Origin of the sequence: Azoarcus taiwanensis (genome assembly GCF_012910885.1) — a bacterium.
Lineage (GTDB): Bacteria > Pseudomonadota > Gammaproteobacteria > Burkholderiales > Rhodocyclaceae > Azoarcus_F > Azoarcus_F taiwanensis.
Window position 1 is genome coordinate 31,013 of the sequence record NZ_WTVM01000001.1, and the last position, 15,758, is coordinate 46,770.

General features: G+C 62.6%; 18 protein-coding genes. 8 read left to right on the plus strand and 10 right to left on the minus strand.

Going from position 1 to position 15,758, the window contains the following annotated elements:
• Positions 1-58: 58 nt before the first annotated feature.
• The 3 genes from mnmA to GPA21_RS00140 all read right to left on the minus strand — a co-directional run bounded on the left by mnmA (position 59) and on the right by GPA21_RS00140 (position 2,344).
• Complete coding sequence (gene mnmA / locus GPA21_RS00130; RefSeq protein WP_168986177.1) at positions 59-1,183, minus strand: tRNA 2-thiouridine(34) synthase MnmA; 1,125 nt, start codon at positions 1,181-1,183, stop codon at positions 59-61.
• Positions 1,173-1,823 carry a hypothetical protein gene (locus GPA21_RS00135; protein ID WP_168986178.1) on the minus strand — a complete coding sequence of 217 codons (651 nt, stop codon included), beginning with the start codon at positions 1,821-1,823 and terminating at the stop codon, positions 1,173-1,175. Before GPA21_RS00135 ends, mnmA begins: the two co-directional genes overlap by 11 nt.
• Before the next feature lie 65 nt (positions 1,824-1,888).
• Positions 1,889-2,344 (minus strand): NUDIX hydrolase, encoded by a 456-nt coding sequence (locus tag GPA21_RS00140; RefSeq protein WP_168986179.1) that lies wholly within the window; start codon positions 2,342-2,344, stop codon positions 1,889-1,891.
• A gap of 342 nt (positions 2,345-2,686) precedes the next feature.
• Here GPA21_RS00140 and GPA21_RS00145 point away from each other — a divergent pair, with 342 nt between their 5' ends.
• The 8 genes from GPA21_RS00145 to GPA21_RS00180 are packed head-to-tail and all read left to right on the plus strand — an operon-like array spanning position 2,687 to position 9,249.
• Positions 2,687-4,048 carry a Na(+)-translocating NADH-quinone reductase subunit A gene (locus GPA21_RS00145; protein WP_168986180.1) on the plus strand — a complete coding sequence of 454 codons (1,362 nt, stop codon included), beginning with the start codon at positions 2,687-2,689 and terminating at the stop codon, positions 4,046-4,048.
• Entirely contained in the window at positions 4,048-5,262 is a 1,215-nt protein-coding gene (locus tag GPA21_RS00150; protein WP_168986181.1) for an NADH:ubiquinone reductase (Na(+)-transporting) subunit B, read from the plus strand. The genes GPA21_RS00145 and GPA21_RS00150 overlap by 1 nt, the downstream gene beginning before the upstream one ends.
• Positions 5,249-6,076 carry a Na(+)-translocating NADH-quinone reductase subunit C gene (locus GPA21_RS00155; protein WP_246261634.1) on the plus strand — a complete coding sequence of 276 codons (828 nt, stop codon included), beginning with the start codon at positions 5,249-5,251 and terminating at the stop codon, positions 6,074-6,076. The genes GPA21_RS00150 and GPA21_RS00155 overlap by 14 nt, the downstream gene beginning before the upstream one ends.
• A 3-nt stretch (positions 6,077-6,079) precedes the next feature.
• Positions 6,080-6,742, plus strand: coding sequence for an NADH:ubiquinone reductase (Na(+)-transporting) subunit D (locus tag GPA21_RS00160; protein WP_168986182.1), 663 nt, complete (start codon positions 6,080-6,082; stop codon positions 6,740-6,742).
• Positions 6,743-7,351, plus strand: a complete 609-nt coding sequence (gene nqrE, locus GPA21_RS00165) for an NADH:ubiquinone reductase (Na(+)-transporting) subunit E (RefSeq protein ID WP_168986183.1) — start codon at positions 6,743-6,745, stop codon at positions 7,349-7,351. It begins immediately after the preceding gene.
• A 19-nt stretch (positions 7,352-7,370) separates the two neighbouring features.
• Positions 7,371-8,591, plus strand: a complete 1,221-nt coding sequence (nqrF, locus tag GPA21_RS00170) for an NADH:ubiquinone reductase (Na(+)-transporting) subunit F (protein ID WP_168986184.1) — start codon at positions 7,371-7,373, stop codon at positions 8,589-8,591.
• A gap of 58 nt (positions 8,592-8,649) precedes the next feature.
• Positions 8,650-8,841: a (Na+)-NQR maturation NqrM gene (gene nqrM, locus GPA21_RS00175; protein ID WP_246261636.1), complete on the plus strand. Its 192-nt coding sequence runs from the start codon at positions 8,650-8,652 to the stop codon at positions 8,839-8,841.
• A 12-nt stretch (positions 8,842-8,853) separates the two neighbouring features.
• Positions 8,854-9,249: a CBS domain-containing protein gene (locus tag GPA21_RS00180; protein WP_168986186.1), complete on the plus strand. Its 396-nt coding sequence runs from the start codon at positions 8,854-8,856 to the stop codon at positions 9,247-9,249.
• 99 nt (positions 9,250-9,348) lie between these two features.
• On the opposite strand, the gene hybE is transcribed toward GPA21_RS00180, so the two are convergent.
• The 7 genes from hybE to GPA21_RS00215 are packed head-to-tail and all read right to left on the minus strand — an operon-like array spanning position 9,349 to position 15,735.
• A complete protein-coding gene (hybE, locus tag GPA21_RS00185) occupies positions 9,349-9,909 on the minus strand; it encodes a [NiFe]-hydrogenase assembly chaperone HybE (RefSeq protein WP_168986187.1) in 561 nt (186 codons plus the stop codon).
• Entirely contained in the window at positions 9,906-10,172 is a 267-nt protein-coding gene (locus GPA21_RS00190) for a HypC/HybG/HupF family hydrogenase formation chaperone (RefSeq protein WP_168986188.1), read from the minus strand. The genes hybE and GPA21_RS00190 overlap by 4 nt, the downstream gene beginning before the upstream one ends.
• A gap of 1 nt (position 10,173) precedes the next feature.
• Entirely contained in the window at positions 10,174-10,701 is a 528-nt protein-coding gene (locus tag GPA21_RS00195) for a HyaD/HybD family hydrogenase maturation endopeptidase (RefSeq protein WP_168986189.1), read from the minus strand.
• Between the two features lie 2 nt (positions 10,702-10,703).
• Positions 10,704-12,416 (minus strand): nickel-dependent hydrogenase large subunit, encoded by a 1,713-nt coding sequence (locus tag GPA21_RS00200; protein ID WP_168986190.1) that lies wholly within the window; start codon positions 12,414-12,416, stop codon positions 10,704-10,706.
• Between the two features lie 12 nt (positions 12,417-12,428).
• Positions 12,429-13,589, minus strand: coding sequence for a Ni/Fe-hydrogenase cytochrome b subunit (gene hybB, locus GPA21_RS00205; protein ID WP_168986191.1), 1,161 nt, complete (start codon positions 13,587-13,589; stop codon positions 12,429-12,431).
• Positions 13,586-14,569, minus strand: coding sequence for a hydrogenase 2 operon protein HybA (gene hybA, locus GPA21_RS00210; RefSeq protein WP_168986192.1), 984 nt, complete (start codon positions 14,567-14,569; stop codon positions 13,586-13,588). Before hybA ends, hybB begins: the two co-directional genes overlap by 4 nt.
• Positions 14,566-15,735: a hydrogenase small subunit gene (locus GPA21_RS00215; protein ID WP_246261638.1), complete on the minus strand. Its 1,170-nt coding sequence runs from the start codon at positions 15,733-15,735 to the stop codon at positions 14,566-14,568. The genes hybA and GPA21_RS00215 overlap by 4 nt, the downstream gene beginning before the upstream one ends.
• Between the last annotated feature and the right edge of the window lie 23 nt (positions 15,736-15,758).

The window sequence follows — 15,758 nt, forward strand, 5'->3', positions numbered from 1 at the left end:
CGGAGCAATCAGTTGGCGCGGTCGCTTCGTTCACACGCGGTGAGCGAAGCGCACCACGTCACTCGATAATGCCGCCGCCAAGGCACACCGTCGACTCGTAGACGACGACGCTTTGTCCCGGCGTTAGCGCCCATTGCGGCTGCGCGAACGCGATCTCGGCCCGGCCGCCTTCGATGCGGTCTATCTCGCACGGCATGTCGGTGCTGCGATAGCGGGGCTTGGCGGTATAAACCCAGTGAGTATGGGGATCGCGCCCGGCGATCCAGTTGAGCTGCGCTGCGCTCAGTCTGTCACGCAGAAGCGCGGGATGCTCATGCCCCTGAACCACATAAAGCACATTGCGTTCGACGTCCTTACCGGCCACGTACCAGGCATCATGCTCACCTGCGGCGTCCTGATGTCCCTTGATGCCGCCAATATGCAAGCCCTTGCGCTGACCGATGGTGTGATACATCAACCCCTGATGCTCGCCCAACAGCACATCGTCGTCGAGGGCGCGAATCTCACCCGGGCGTGCCGGGAGGTAGCGCATCAGGAACTCGCGGAAAGGGCGCTCGCCAATAAAGCAGATGCCGGTCGAGTCCTTTTTTTCGGCGACATGCATCCCGGCCTCGGCCGCCATGCGACGCACCTCGCGCTTGTACAGGTCACCGAGCGGAAACAGGGTTTTGGACAGCTGGGCCTGATTCAGACGGTAGAGGAAGTAGCTCTGATCCTTGGTGCCGTCCTCGGCCTTGAGCAACTGGAACTCACTGCGGCCGTCGTTGTGCCACTCGCGCACCCGGGCATAGTGTCCGGTGGCGATACGTTCGGCACCGAGTTGCATCGCGTGATCGAGAAAGCAGCGGAACTTGATCTCGGAGTTGCAGAGGATGTCGGGGTTCGGCGTCCGCCCCGCCTCGTACTCGGCGAGAAACTCGGCAAACACCCGATCCTTGTACTCGGCCGAAAAATTCACCACCTCGAGGTCGATACCGAGCACGTCGCAAACCGAAGCGACATCCACGAGATCCTGCCGAGTCGAGCAGTACTCGGAGTCGTCGTCGTCCTCCCAGTTCTTCATGAACAGGCCGGTGACCTGATAGCCCTGCTGCTTGAGCAACATCGCCGCAACCGACGAGTCTACACCGCCGGACATGCCCACCACGACCTTCGCGCCGTTGGGGTCCGTTTTACTGGACATTCGGTCCTTCTCCCTTCAACCAGTCCGCCAGCGGCAGGATCACCGCCGGCTCACCATGATCGACAAACCAGCTGTCGACCGCAAATCGCGCACCGGGGGCAACCGCCAGGCCGTTACCCCCTTCCACTTCGAGGTCGTCGAGCACGTCCGGGCAATCGCACAGCATCAGCAGATAACCGACATAATCCATTTCCCGCTCATCGACCGAACCCACGGCCGGTGCATCAGACTCTTCGATCACTGCCGAAAAGTGCTGGAGAATGAGGCGGGCCCGCCGCGCCGGCTCGACCACACGGTGAAATCGCATCCACCCCCTTGCTTCGAGCAATTCGAGTAACCGGGTGGTCGAGGTCGAGTGATCGATGCAGTCCATGCGTCCTTCAACCCCCGCATCTCGAAGATTTCCCGCTCGATCGGCAAAGATCGGGGTCTGCTCACCGGCGACCCGGTAGAGCCGTGCCAGTGCCTGAGCGATCGCCTCGCGCTCCGATTCGGCATCCGCAGCCTGCGCCAACAACTCGCGCACATCTACCAGATCCACCCCGCGAAACCATACCGGAACCTCGGCATTGCAGCCGTAATTGAAGCACAAATCGATGGACGCATCCGATGCCGCCTGGGCGACGACAGAAAACAGCATGAACCCTGCGAGCACCGCTCGTAACACCCAAGCACGGACGCGGCAAGGCGAAACCATCACGCGCATCATGCCGCGTAATGTCTGATCAGCGACAAATCGTGTCGTTTCCCGGCACACCAGTCTTCGACACACTGCATCACGAGCGGGCTGCGATGGCGGTCGGCACAATCGCGCAACTCGTCCCGACTCAACCACAGGGCGCGGACAATGCCCTCGTCCAGCACGTGATCGGTGTCCAGCGACGCCACCACACCACCGAATGCAAAGCGGAGATACGTGATGTCGCCCTGCGGACGCGGCCACTGATAGATTCCCACGAGACTGTCGGGCACGAAACGATGACCGGTCTCCTCCAGCGCCTCCCTCACGGCTGCTTCGAGCAACGACTCTCCTGGCTCGAGATGGCCCGCGGGTTGATTGAAACGTAGCCCCTCGTCTGTCTGCTCCTCGACCATCAAGAACTGCCCATCCCGCTCGGCAATTGCCGCCACGGTCACGTTGGGCTTCCACTGTCGCATCATCCGACTCCACGCACGCCGGCCGGAACCCGCCCAGCAGTCAAAGGCCAAAATTGTATCGCGTGCGCCCCCTTGGGGCTTGCCCTGATTCGCAATGGCGGCCGGTACGCGCGAACGAAAACTGGCCTTGTTCAGATGCAACCGCTCGTAAACCCTTAGCGCAACTCGCATATCACTGGAGACTGTTTGATGGGAGCGCCGCAAAAACGTAGAATAGCGCGGATTTTTTCACGCCGACGCAGAGCGGCAGCAACAGTCTGATGCGACCGATCGGGAGGCCGGTCGCTCAGACCAATCGCTGTCAGGCAGACGGCTCGGCGCCCGACAACCACGATCGAGACCTCTATGCACATCAAGATCAATAAAGGCCTGGATCTGCCGATTGCCGGCAAGCCGGAGCAGCGTATACACGCCGCCCGGCCTGTTCGACATGTGGCGGTTCTGGGCGTGGATCATGTCGATCTCAAGCCCACCATGCTCGTCGCCGAAGGCGATCGGGTCAAGCTGGGCCAGGCCCTGTTCGAACACAAGAAACTGCCCGGCGTGCGCATCACCGCGCCAGGCGCCGGCGAAGTGGTCGCCATCAACCGGGGCGCCCGCCGGATGCTCCAGTCGGTGGTGATCCGCCTGGACGAAACCGAAGAGGAAGAGACCTTTGCCGCCTACCCGGCAAGCGAACTCGCCGGGCTGAGCGGAGAACAGGTCGTCGAGAATCTTCTTGCCTCCGGCATGTGGACCGCACTGCGCACCCGGCCATTCGGCAAGTTGCCCGACCCGACCACCCGCCCTGCTGCGGTGTTCGTCACAGCAATGGACACCAATCCGCTTGCGGCCGATCCCGCGCCGATCATCGAAGCCGAAGGCGAGGCCTTCGTCAATGGCCTCAACGTGGTCTCGCGCCTGACCGACGGCAAGCTCTGGATGTGCAAGGCAGCCAATGCCGCACTGCCGAGTTCCGGCCTGCCGGCAAACGCTGTGACGGCAAGCTTCGAGGGTCCGCACCCGGCTGGCCTGCCAAGCACGCACATCCACTTTCTCGACCCAGTCGACGCTCACAAGACCGTGTGGCACCTGAACTATCAGGACGTCATCGCAATCGGCAAGCTTTTCGTCACCGGCCGGCTCAGCACCGAGCGGGTCGTTTCGCTCGCCGGCCCGCAGGTCAAGGAGCCGCGACTGCTGCGAACCCGTATGGGAGCCTGTATCGAGGAGCTGCTCGAAGACGAGGTTCATGACGGGGACAATCGCGCGATCTCCGGATCGGTGCTCTCCGGCCGTCGGGCCGCGGGCTGGTCCTCCTACCTCGGCTGCCACCACCTGCAGATCAGTGTCATCGAGGAGACCTCGCCGCGCGAAGTCCTCGGCTGGCTCAATCCGGCAGGCAAGCTCAAGTTCTCGTTCCTGAACGTCACGTTCAACGCGTTCAAGCGCGGGTCCGGACAGGCGATAGACTTCACCGCCAACCAGAACGGCAGCCCGCGCGCGATGGTGCCAGTGGGCGCCTTCGAGGACGTCATGCCGCTCGACATCCTGCCCACCCAACTGCTGCGCTATCTGCTGGTGCGCGACACGGACATGGCGCAAAAACTGGGCTGCCTGGAGCTCGACGAGGAAGACCTCGCGCTGTGCTCCTTCGTTTGCGTGGGCAAGTACGACTACGCACCCGTGCTTCGTCAAAATCTGACTCAAATCGAGAGGGAAGGCTGATGTCACGCATGCGACGTTTCCTCGACAGCATCGAACCGCAGTTTCACAAGGGCGGCCGGTTCGAGAAGTACTACGCTGTCTACGAGATGGTGGATACGTTCATGTATTCACCCAACAATTCCACACGCACTGCCCCGCACGTGCGTGACACCATCGACCTCAAGCGCATGATGAGCTACGTGGTCGTGGCGCTGATTCCCTGCATCATCTGGGCGTGGTTCAACTCGGGCTACCAGGCCAACCTGGCGCTGGCCGAGCTCGGCGTCGCCCGAGACGACTGGCGCGGCGGCCTGCTGTCGATGTTCGGTATCGGCTTCAACCCGTCCAACCCATTCGCCAACCTGGTGCACGGTTTCCTGCTTTTCCTGCCAATCTACCTGACGACCCTGATCGTCGGCGGTCTGTGGGAAGTGTTGTTCGCCACGGTGCGCAACCACGAGGTCAACGAAGGCTTCCTCGTCACCTCGATGCTGTTCACGCTGACGCTGCCGCCGGAGATGCCTCTTTGGATGGTGGCCGTCGGCATCAGTTTCGGTGTCGTGATCGGCAAGGAGGTATTTGGCGGCACTGGCAAGAACTTCCTCAACCCGGCACTGACCGGGCGGGCGTTCCTGTACTTCGCCTATCCTGCCGAGATCTCGGGTGATCAGGTCTGGGTCGCGGTCGACGGCTGGTCTCACGCCACTCCGCTCGGACTCGGCGAAACCGGCGGCATGGCGGCGATCGCCGAGAGCGGCCTGACCTGGTGGCAGGCTTTCGTCGGCCTGATGCCGGGCTCACTGGGCGAGACTTCGACGCTGGCGATCCTCATCGGTATGGCGTTCCTGCTCTACACCCGCATCGCCTCGTGGCGGATCATGCTTGGCGTGGTCATCGGCGTGATCGCCACCTCGCTGCTGTTCAACCTGCTCGCAAGCGACGCGCGACCGATGATGGCGATGCCGTTCTACTGGCACTTCGTCGTGGGCGGCCTGACCTTCGGCCTCGTCTTCATGGCGACCGACCCGGTCTCTGCCTCGATGACCAACACCGGCCGCCTGGTGTTCGGCATCCTGATCGGCTTCATGACCGTCCTGATACGCGCGATCAACCCCGCCTTCCCCGAGGGCATCATGCTGGCGATCCTGTTCGCCAACCTGTTCGCGCCTCTCATCGACTACGTCGTCATCCAATCGAACATCCGACGGAGGGAGCGCCGCCATGTCAGCGCCTGATCAGAAATCAGCCGGCGGCCCGCTGGGAGCCATCCTGGCGCTGCCGAACGACAATCCCAAGAAGACCATCTTCATGGCACTCGCGGTCTGCCTGTCCTGCTCGATCGTGGTCGCCTCGGCCGCAGTCGGCCTGCGCCCGCTGCAGGTCGCCAACCAGGAAGCCGATCGCATTCGCAACATCGTCGAGGTTGCTGGCGTACAACGCCCCGGCCAGACTTTCCAGGAGGCGTTTCAGGCTATCGAGCCGGTGCTCATCCGGCTGACAGATGGCCAGGCCACCGACGCGCACGACGTCAACACCTTCAGCATCGAACGGGCCAGCAAGGACCCGCAGCTGTCCAGGGCGCTGATCCGCGCAGAGGATCCCGCCAATATCAAGCGCCTGCCGTCCTACATGCCGGTGTACAAGGTGCGCGGCGGTGACGGCGACATCGAAACCCTGATTCTGCCGGTGCATGGCGCAGGTCTGTGGTCGACGCTCTACGGTTTCCTCGCACTGGAGGGCGACATGCGCACCATCCAGGGTCTCAAGTTCTACCAGCACGCCGAGACCCCCGGTCTTGGTGGAGAGGTGGACAACCCGAACTGGCGCGCACTATGGAACGGCAAGGTCGCATTCGACGACGCCGGCCGCCCTGTGATCGAAGTGATCAAGGGCACGGTCGAGGCCACCACCCCGAACGCCGAGCACCGGATCGACGGCCTCGCCGGTGCGACGCTGACTGCGCGCGGCGTCGAGAACCTGATCAACTTCTGGCTGGGAGACAGCGGCTACGGCCCGCTGCTGGCCCGCCTGCGTGCAGAGAGGGGCTAAGCCATGGCTGAAACAACAAAGGACCTGATCAATAAGCCGATCGCCGACAACAATCCGATCATCCTGCAGGTGCTCGGAATCTGTTCGGCGCTGGCGGTCACCACCAAGATGTCCACCGCACTGACGATGAGCCTCGCGCTAATCGCAGTGCTGTGTGCCTCCAACGTGATCATCAGCCTGATCCGCAATCACATCCCGTCGAGCGTGCGGATCATCATCCAGATCACCATCATTGCCTCGCTGGTGATCGTGGTCGATCAGCTGCTCAAGGCCTTCGCCTACGGTCTGTCCAGGGAACTGTCGGTGTTCGTCGGCTTGATCATCACCAACTGCATCGTGCTCGGTCGTGCAGAAGCTTTCGCACTGAAGAATCCGCCGCTTCCGGCCTTCTGGGACGGTCTCGGCAACGCGCTGGGCTACAGCGCCATTCTCATGGCAGTTGGCTTCATCCGCGAACTGTTGGGTTCAGGCTCGCTGTTCGGCGTTCAGATTCTGACGCTGGCCAAGGACGGCGGCTGGTATGTGCCCAACGGCATGCTGCTGCTGCCGCCGAGCGCGTTCTTCATCATCGGCCTGATCATCTGGGGCGTACGCACCTGGAAGCCGGCTCAAGTGGAGAAACCCGACTTCAAGATCCAGACTGCACAACAGTCCGAGGTGTCGTAAATGGCAAACTACTTCAACCTGTTCATCAGCGCGGTCTTCGTCGAGAACCTCGCGCTCGCGTTCTTCCTCGGGATGTGCACCTTCCTGGCCATCTCCAAGCAGGTCAGTGCGGCCTTTGGCCTCGGCGTCGCGGTGGTCTTCATTCAGGCCCTCACGGTACCGGTGAACCACCTGATCTACTACTACCTGCTCCGCGACGGCGCACTGGCCTGGGCCGGTATGCCGGAGGTCAACCTGAGCTTCCTCGGCCTGATCTGCTACATCGGCGTCATTGCTGCACTGGTGCAGATCCTCGAGATGTTTCTCGACAAGTACGTGCCGGCGCTCTACAACGCGCTGGGGGTGTACATGCCGCTGATCACGGTGAACTGCGCGATCCTCGGCGGCACGCTGTTCATGGTCGAGCGTGACTACAACCTGGGCGAGAGCATCACCTACGGCATCGGCACCGGCGTCGGCTGGGCGCTCGCGATCACCGCGCTGGCGGGCATTCGCGAGAAGCTCAAGTACTCCGACATCCCTGCCGGCCTCCAGGGTCTGGGCATCACGTTCATCGCAACGGGTCTGATGTCGCTCGGCTTCATGGCCTTCTCCGGCATCCAGCTCTGACGCGACGAGGAATCTCCAAATGGCAGAAATCATTCTAGGTGTCATCTTTTTCGCCGCCATCGTGCTGGCGCTGGTATTCATCATTCTCAGCGCGCGCTCGAAGCTGGTCGCCCAGGGCAACGTCAAGATCAACATCAACAACGAGAAGACCATCGAAGTGCCCACCGGCGGCAAGCTGCTCGGCGCACTGGCCGACGCCGGCATCTTCGTCGGCTCGGCCTGCGGCGGCGGCGGCACCTGCGCACAGTGCAAGGTCAAGGTCTTCGAAGGCGGCGGCGCGATCCTGCCGACCGAGACCGGTCACATCAACAAGCGTCAGGCCCGCGAGGGCGAGCGCCTGTCGTGTCAGGTCGCGGTCAAGCAGGACATGAAGATCGAGGTTCCCGAGGAAGTCTTCGGCGTCAAGAAGTGGGAGTGCACCGTGCGCTCCAACGACAACGTCGCGACCTTCATCAAGGAGCTCGTCCTCGAGCTGCCGGCCGGTGAGCATGTCGACTTCCGCGCTGGTGGCTACATCCAGATCGAAGCGCCCCCTCACACCGTGAACTTCAAGGACTTCGACATCCACGAACGCTTCCACGAAGACTGGGACCGCTTCAACGTCTGGCAGTACGTCTCCAAGGTCGACGAGGACGTGGTGCGCGCCTACTCGATGGCGAACTACCCCGAAGAAGAGGGCATCATCATGCTCAACGTTCGGATCGCCACGCCGCCGCCGCGCGCCGAGGGTGTCCCGCCGGGCAAGATGTCGTCCTTCATCTTCAATCTCAAGGCAGGCGACAAGGTCACGATCTCCGGGCCGTTCGGCGAGTTCTTCGCTCGCGACACCGACGCCGAGATGGTCTTCATTGGCGGCGGCGCCGGCATGGCGCCGATGCGCTCGCACATCTTCGACCAGCTCCGCCGGATCAAGACCAAGCGCAAGGTCTCCTTCTGGTACGGCGCCCGTTCCAAGCGCGAAATGTTCTACGTCGAGGATTTCGATATGCTCGCGCGCGAGAACGAAAACTTCGAATGGCATGTCGCACTATCAGACCCGCTGCCCGAAGATAACTGGGAAGGCTATACCGGCTTCATCCACAACGTGCTCTACGAGCACTACCTCAAGAACCACCCGGCGCCGGAGGATTGCGAGTTCTACATGTGCGGACCACCGATGATGAACGCGGCCGTGATCCAGATGCTGCTCGACCTGGGCGTCGAACGCGAAAACATCATGCTGGACGACTTCGGCGGATGACGCCTCGCGCCGGGGTGCCGAGGCGCCCCGGCCAAACACTGCAGGAGGCTTTATGTCGATGTTTCTGGTTACTTTCTTTGTCATGGCTCTGGCCATCGTCGGCATGGCGATTGGCGTTATCGCGGGTCGCAAACCGATTGCAGGCAGTTGCGGTGGCATGAACAAGATGGGTATCGAGTGTCAGGCCGGGTGCGACAAGCCTTGCCCCAAGCGACTCGCCCGTCTGCAGGCACAAGAACAGAACAACTGAAAAGGAGAGACCATGCTCCGATCACTGCTCGTCAAGGACTACATGTCCGGAGATCCGCTCAGCTTTCATCCCGAGATGGACGTGCTGGACGCCATTCACAACCTGCTCAAGCACGAGATGACCGGCGCCCCGGTCGTCGACCACCTGGGAAAAGTCGTGGGCTTCCTGTCCGAGAAGGACTGCATCAAGGTGGCGTTGAACTCTTCCTACCACGAACAGCGCGGTGGTCAGGTCCGTGAATTCATGACCAAGGACGTGCTGACCCTCGAGGGCGACGCCACCCTGACAGATGCAGCTGAACTGTTCCTGGCCAAACCCTTTCGCAGCTATCCGGTCGTGAGCGAAAGCAAACTGATCGGCCAGCTCAACCGAAGCCATATTCTCAAGGCGCTCGAGAAGCTCTGGTGATTCTGTTCAAACGAGAAATCGCGAAAGCAGCCTTCGGGCTGCTTTTTTTTGCCCTCTGATGCTCAGAGGGCGGCCGGACGCCCTTGCACCTGGTTCAGATCAGACCCGCCTGCCGAGCAGGAACGTTCGCCGTGTCAGGCCTTGCGGCTCGCTGTCCGACCGATCCGCTTGTGGCATGAGTACCGGCGCTGCCTGCAAGCAGGCGTCAATCGCCTCGGCCGCGATCGCTCTCGCACAGGCCTGAGACTCGATACCTTGCGCAGGCGCGATCAGCGGACAATACAGGAACGGCCCCAAGCCGTTCTCGCCTACATCGGCGATGAACGCCATCTCACCTACCGGCAGTTCGCAGCGAACTCGCTCGCCCTGTCCTGCGTCACGCCATAGCGCGCCCCCGCCGAACACCAGCGTAAGAAGAATGCTCCAGGGCGTGATCACCACCGCCAGCCAGTCTCCTGCCAACCGCCGGCATTGCGCAACCTCGACCTCAAGCGCCGGATTCAGAAACGGCAAGCCCGCCATGCGTGTCGTGGCGATCGCAGCGTAGTGAGCCGCGAGCACCGGTGAGGGGTCATCAACACGAATCGTCGCCGGTAGCGCCGCAGGCGCACGCAGCGCAGGCACTCGGACGTTGCGCAGAAAGCCCTGAGTCTCGCTCATGCGAGATCCCTGAAATGGGTCGCGGGGTCATAATCACCGTCGAGCGAAGCCGCCAACGCAGCGAGCGCATCCTCGATCAACGCGAGTTCCCCCGGTTCGACCACTTCCTTGGCGAATCCGAGCGCAACCAGCACCCAGGTGCCCAACCCCTGCGGACCGACCAGCAGCATGTTGACCTGCTGTCGACGCCCGGCACGCTCGACGATGGCCAGATCGCCGTCCGCGAGGTTCTCCACGACCTGCATCGGGACGGACAGGCACATCTCAGTGAGCTCCGGCGACGACCTTGCGAGGTTGCGTGGGGTAACCGCCTTCGGCCAGCGCCCGACGCACCGCGTCGATTACCTGCGGCATCACCGCCTCGATCTCGGCAGTCAAGCCCATCGCGGTCGAGACCTCGACCGGCTGGACGCCGACGATGACGATCCTCCTCGGCGCACGGCCGGTCAGCAGCATGGTCGCGAAGACGTCGGACAGTCCGACCTGATGAGGAGACAGACGCGTGCGAAAGAAAGCCGGCACCTCGTCGTCCTGCAACACGACGACGCTGGCCGGGGGTTTGCCGACCCGGACGCAGTCGACCACGACCAGCAGGTCAAGGTCCTCCAGGTCGTCGAGCATCTCCATAGCGCTGGTGCCGCCATCGAGCACCGACAACCCCGACGGGAGATCATGCGTCGCGGCAAACCGCGTCACCGCCTCGACCCCGACGCCTTCATCGGTTAGCAGAATGTTCCCCACCCCGAGCAGGACTGCCCGCTGCGGGTCGGTTGCGGCGTCGAGACTGGTCATCGTCAAGCCGCCTTCACTTGCACGACCTGATTGTGCTCGGTGTCGAGTACATGCACCGCACACGCCAGGCAGGGGTCGAATGAATGCACCGTCCGCAACACCTCGAGCGGTTGATCCGGATCGGCAACCGGGTTGCCGACCAGCGACGCCTCGTAGGCACCCGGCCGCTCCTTATTGTCGCGCGGGGCGGCATTCCAGGTAGTCGGCACCACGCACTGGTAGTTCTTGATCTTGCCGTTGTCGATGACGACCCAGTGCGACAGTATGCCCCGCGGTGCTTCATGAAAGCCGAAGCCGCGCTGCTCGCCGCGCGGGAAAGTCGGCGCGTTGAAGGTCGACTTGTCGCCGCTGGCCATATTGGCAATCAACAGGTCCCACTGTTTCGCCAGTTCGTCCACCTGGACCGCGCACGAGATCGCGCGAGCGGCATGACGGCCGATCGTCGAATGCATCGCGTCCAGCCCGACCTCGATACCCGCTATGGACGACACCCGGTTCAACGTCTCGGTTGCATAACGCGTCGTCGGCTCGTGGCCGGCCGCCAGCATCGTCATCACCCGGGCCAGAGGCCCCACCTGCATCGGTTTGTCGTAATACGTCGGAGACTTCATCCAGGAGTATTTGCCGTCGTCCTGAAAGTCGGTGTAGTGCGGCGTGGTCTCTCCCTCGTAGGGGTGCAATGAGGCGTTCTCACCACCTTTGTACGTATACCAGGAGTGCTTGATCGCCTCGCTGACGCCGTCGCGAAACCCGGCGTCGGCGAAGCTGCCGATCGGCGTGTATTGGCCCAGGTCGCCATTGGCGACATAGCCCCCGGGCAGGGCGAACCGGGTGCCCTTGGTGTCGAGCGGGATGTCCGGCGATGCAAGATAGTCGACGATGCCGCGGCCGTAGGTGGTCCACTCCGGGTAGAAGGCACCGATCACGCCGACGTCGACGAGGTACACGTTCTTCACGAAGTCCTCGAGCTTGCCGATCCACTCGCGCACCGCCATCAGCCGCTCCATGGTCAGCACCGCCTGTGAATCGGTGGCGATCGGGTTGGCCACTCCGCCCACCGCGACGTTCTGGATGTGCGGCGTTTTCGAACCGAGAATGGAAACGATCTTGTTCGCGTGACGCTGAACCTCCAGGGCCTGCAGATAATGCGCCACTGCGATCAGGTTCACCTCCGGCGGCAGCTTCATCGCCGGGTGTCCCCAGTAGCCGTTGGTGAAGATGCCGAGCTGACCGGTGGCGACGAAACCGGAGATGCGATCCTTCACCTTGCGGAACTCGTGCCTGGAGTTGCCAGACCACGTCGAGAGGCTTTCGGCCAGCGCCGACGCCTTGTCGGGGTCGGCCTTGAGTGCATTGACGACATCGACCCAATCGAGCGCCGACAGGTGGTAGAAGTGCACGATATGGTCGTGTACCGCATGCGCGAGAATGATCAGGTTGCGAATGTACTGGGCGTTGAGGGGGATCTCGAGATCCAGCGCATTCTCCACCGCGCGCACCGAACAGATCGCGTGAACCGTGGTGCAGACGCCGCAGATACGCTGGGTGATCGCCCATGCGTCGCGCGGGTCACGCCCGATCAGGATGTTCTCCACACCGCGATACATCTGGCCCGACGACCAGGCCTTGCTCACCTGCCCATCGTCCACCTCCACGTCGACTCGCAGGTGTCCTTCGATGCGCGTGACCGGGTCAATCGTGATTCGTTGCGTCATTGTTCATTCTCCTCAGTGGGTGGCTGGCGCGTGTTCGCGCGGCAGCACCGGGAAACGCCGTGTGATGATGATGTAGGCCAGGATCTTCAGCGCGAAGATGCCGATGGTGACCACGAGCTCACCCACCGACGGGAAGTAGCTCCAGTGCGCGCCCGGGTCGTAGCCGATCAGATAGGCATTGATGCGCAGCAGGATGCCGCCCATCAGCAGTGCGACGCCGCCCAGGAACAGATTGGCAGGATTTCGACGCGCCTCGCTCGAGCGCAGCAGGTAGAAGGTCAGCGCAAAGCAAGCAATCTCCAGCCAGAAGAAGATCGCCTGCAGGCTGCCCTCGAAAGCGTAGCCAAGCGCGCCGCGAGCGATCAGATCCGCGAAACGGAAGGCCAGAAAGCCGGCGAGCAGCCACAGCATCAGGCGGGCCATCGGATTGAGCAGATGCACCTCGACCGAGCGTCGATAGCCGGCGGCCGCTACACAGCTTTCGAACAGGATGATCGCGTAGCCCATCAACATGGCAGTCAGCAGGAAGATCAGCGGCAACCACATGGTCTGCCACAGGGGATGGACCTGGTGGCCAAACACGATCAACAGCGACCCGAGCGAGGACTGGTGCATCATCGGCAGCACCATGCCGAGGCCGATGAAGATGTACATCGTCCCGACCAGCTTCTTGCGGGCATGCTTCAGCCCGAACTTCTCGAGGATCGCGGGGGAAAACTCGATCCACAGCACCATGATGTAGAGCGACACGCACAACGCGACCTCGAACATCACCGAGTTGACGTGTGCATAGCCCGGCAGAAAGATGTGGTAGAAGTTCCAGTAACGCCCCAGGTCGAAAAGCACACCCACGCCGGCCAGCGTGTAGCCGAGCAGACTCGCGAGCAACGCGGGACGGATGAGTGGATGGTATTCACCGCGGTTGAAGATGTAGACCAGCGCCGCCACCGCGAAACCACCGCAGGCAAAGGCCGAACCGATCACCACGTCAGCCACCACCCAGATGCCCCAGGGATAGCCGTCGTTGAGGTTGGTGACCGCGCCCAGGCCGTGAATGAAACGTACCCCAAGCACCGCCAGCGCGAGAATCACCAGCATCGCCAGAAAGAAGGTGACCGGCGTGAACAACCGCCCGCCTACCGGCGCATGCTCGACATGACCGTGCGAACTCATTTCTCACCTCCTTCTTCATCGTCATGACGGCTGTTGCGCCGGGCTGCCCAGGTCATCGCACCAAACAGCGCGAGCGGCAACACCAGTCCGCTGTACAGGCCGTGCTGCAAGCCCTCCGAGCGCGACGCGTAGGAGTATTCCGGCAGGGCCGGCAAGCCGAGCTTCTGGTGCGGAATCGCGCCGATATGCAAGACCTGGGTGCCACCGCCCTCGTGCTCGCCGTAGATGTGCTGCTGATAGTTCGCGACCGGCCCTTCCCAACTTTGGTCCGGCCCGTTGGTGATGTCGCCACGGGGATAGACCGTCGTGCCGCCGGGCTCGAGCGCAACCCGACGCCGAGCCTCTTCGAGCAGGTCGCCGACCTTTCCGAACAGCGTTGCCCCGGTCGGACAAACCTCGGCGCAGGCCGCGTACTGGCCGTCCTCCGTGCGATGACGGCAGAGTTCGCACTTGCCGATCGCGCCGGTCGGTGAATCGTAGTCGTACTTGGGGATCCCGAACGGGCAGGCGGCGACGCAATAGCGGCACCCGATGCAAATGTTGGCGTCGTACTCGACGATGCCGGTGACCTTGTCCTTGGTCATCGCCGACACCGGACACGCCGACACACAGGACGGATCAACGCAGTGATAGCAGGAGGCCTTGGTGAAGGCATAGCCGTTCTCGACCGAATCCTTCTGGGACAGATCGCCGTCCTTGTACACCTTGATCACGTTGAAAGTTCGCGCCGTAGTGTCCAGCGGCGTGTCCCACAGGGCATCGACCGGCGAGTTGTAGTCGAGCGGCAGGTCGTTGACCTCCTTGCACGCCGATACGCAGGCCTTGCACCCGATGCACAGGGTGCCATCGAACAGCAGACCCACCGCGTCGGGCGAGCGCTCCGGCATCGGCCGGGCTTCAGCGCGCGGGGCAACTGCCGCCGCCGCGACCGCACCGGTTCCAGCCAGAGTTCCTCTCAGGAAATCGCGCCGGGATGTCATGCCGAGCCTCCGTCCTTGTCGGTGCGCTCGGCCGGTGCGTCGGCCGGACGAGCCTTGCCGAGGTTGCGGGCCAGCATGGCGCCAGCGCCTGCCGCCGCACCGGCCACGGCGGCGATGACTGCGGCCTCGCCGGTCTTCGCCCCGCTGCCCTGCTGCTCGTGGATGCGGGGGAAGCTGATCGGCGGATGAACGCTCTTGAGTTGCGCCAGCGTGTGGATCGGCTTTTCGAACCCGACACCCTGCTCGGTACAGCCGATACAGGGGTGGCCGCAGCCGACCGGCCAGGTGCCGGCGCCGACGTCGCCGAACAACACCGTCGGACAGTTGGCATAGGTTTCCGGGCCCTTGCAACCCAGCTTGTAAAGGCAATAGCCCTTGCGGTGCCCCTCGTCACCGAACTCCATCGCAAAGCGACCGGCATCGAAATGCGCGCGACGTTCGCAATGGTCGTGAATCAGGCGCGAGTAGGCGAAAAGCGGTCGCCCCTCATGATCGACTTCCGGCAAAGTGCCGAATGTCAGGAAATGCACCACCGTCGCCAGGAAGTTGTAGGGATTGGGCGGGCACCCGGGGATATTCACGACCGGTCTGTCGAGGATGCTGTCGACACCGGTGGCACCCGTGGGATTCGGCGACGTCGAAGGCATGCCACCCCAGGCGGCACAGGAACCGATCGCGATCACCGCTGCGGCGTCCGCCGCACATTCTCGGGCCAGGTCGATCGCAGTGTGCCCGCCTATCTTGCAATAGATGCCGTTTTCACGGGTCGGGATCGCGCCTTCGATCACGAGCAGATACTTGCCCTTGTTCTCGGTCATCGCCTGAATTCGGGCGGCCTCGAACTGGTGGCCGGCCGCCGCGAACAGGGTTTCGTGGTAGTCGAGCGATATGACGTCGAGAATCAACTTCTCCAACGTCGGATGCTCGGCACGCAACATGGATTCGGTGCAACCGGTGCATTCCTGAAAATGCAGCCAGATCACCGACGGTCGCCGTGCTTGTTCGATCGCCTTCTGTATCTGGGCTTCCGCGCCCCGACTCAGTCCCAGCGTGGTTGCCAGCGTCGCGCAGAATTGCATGAAGCCGCGCCGCGTCATGCCAAGTCGGTCTTCGATGGGCCGCGCGTACCAGGCTTCGGCAAGTTCCTTGAGTTCCTTGTGCATCATCTCCCCCGTGGATCGTCGATTCG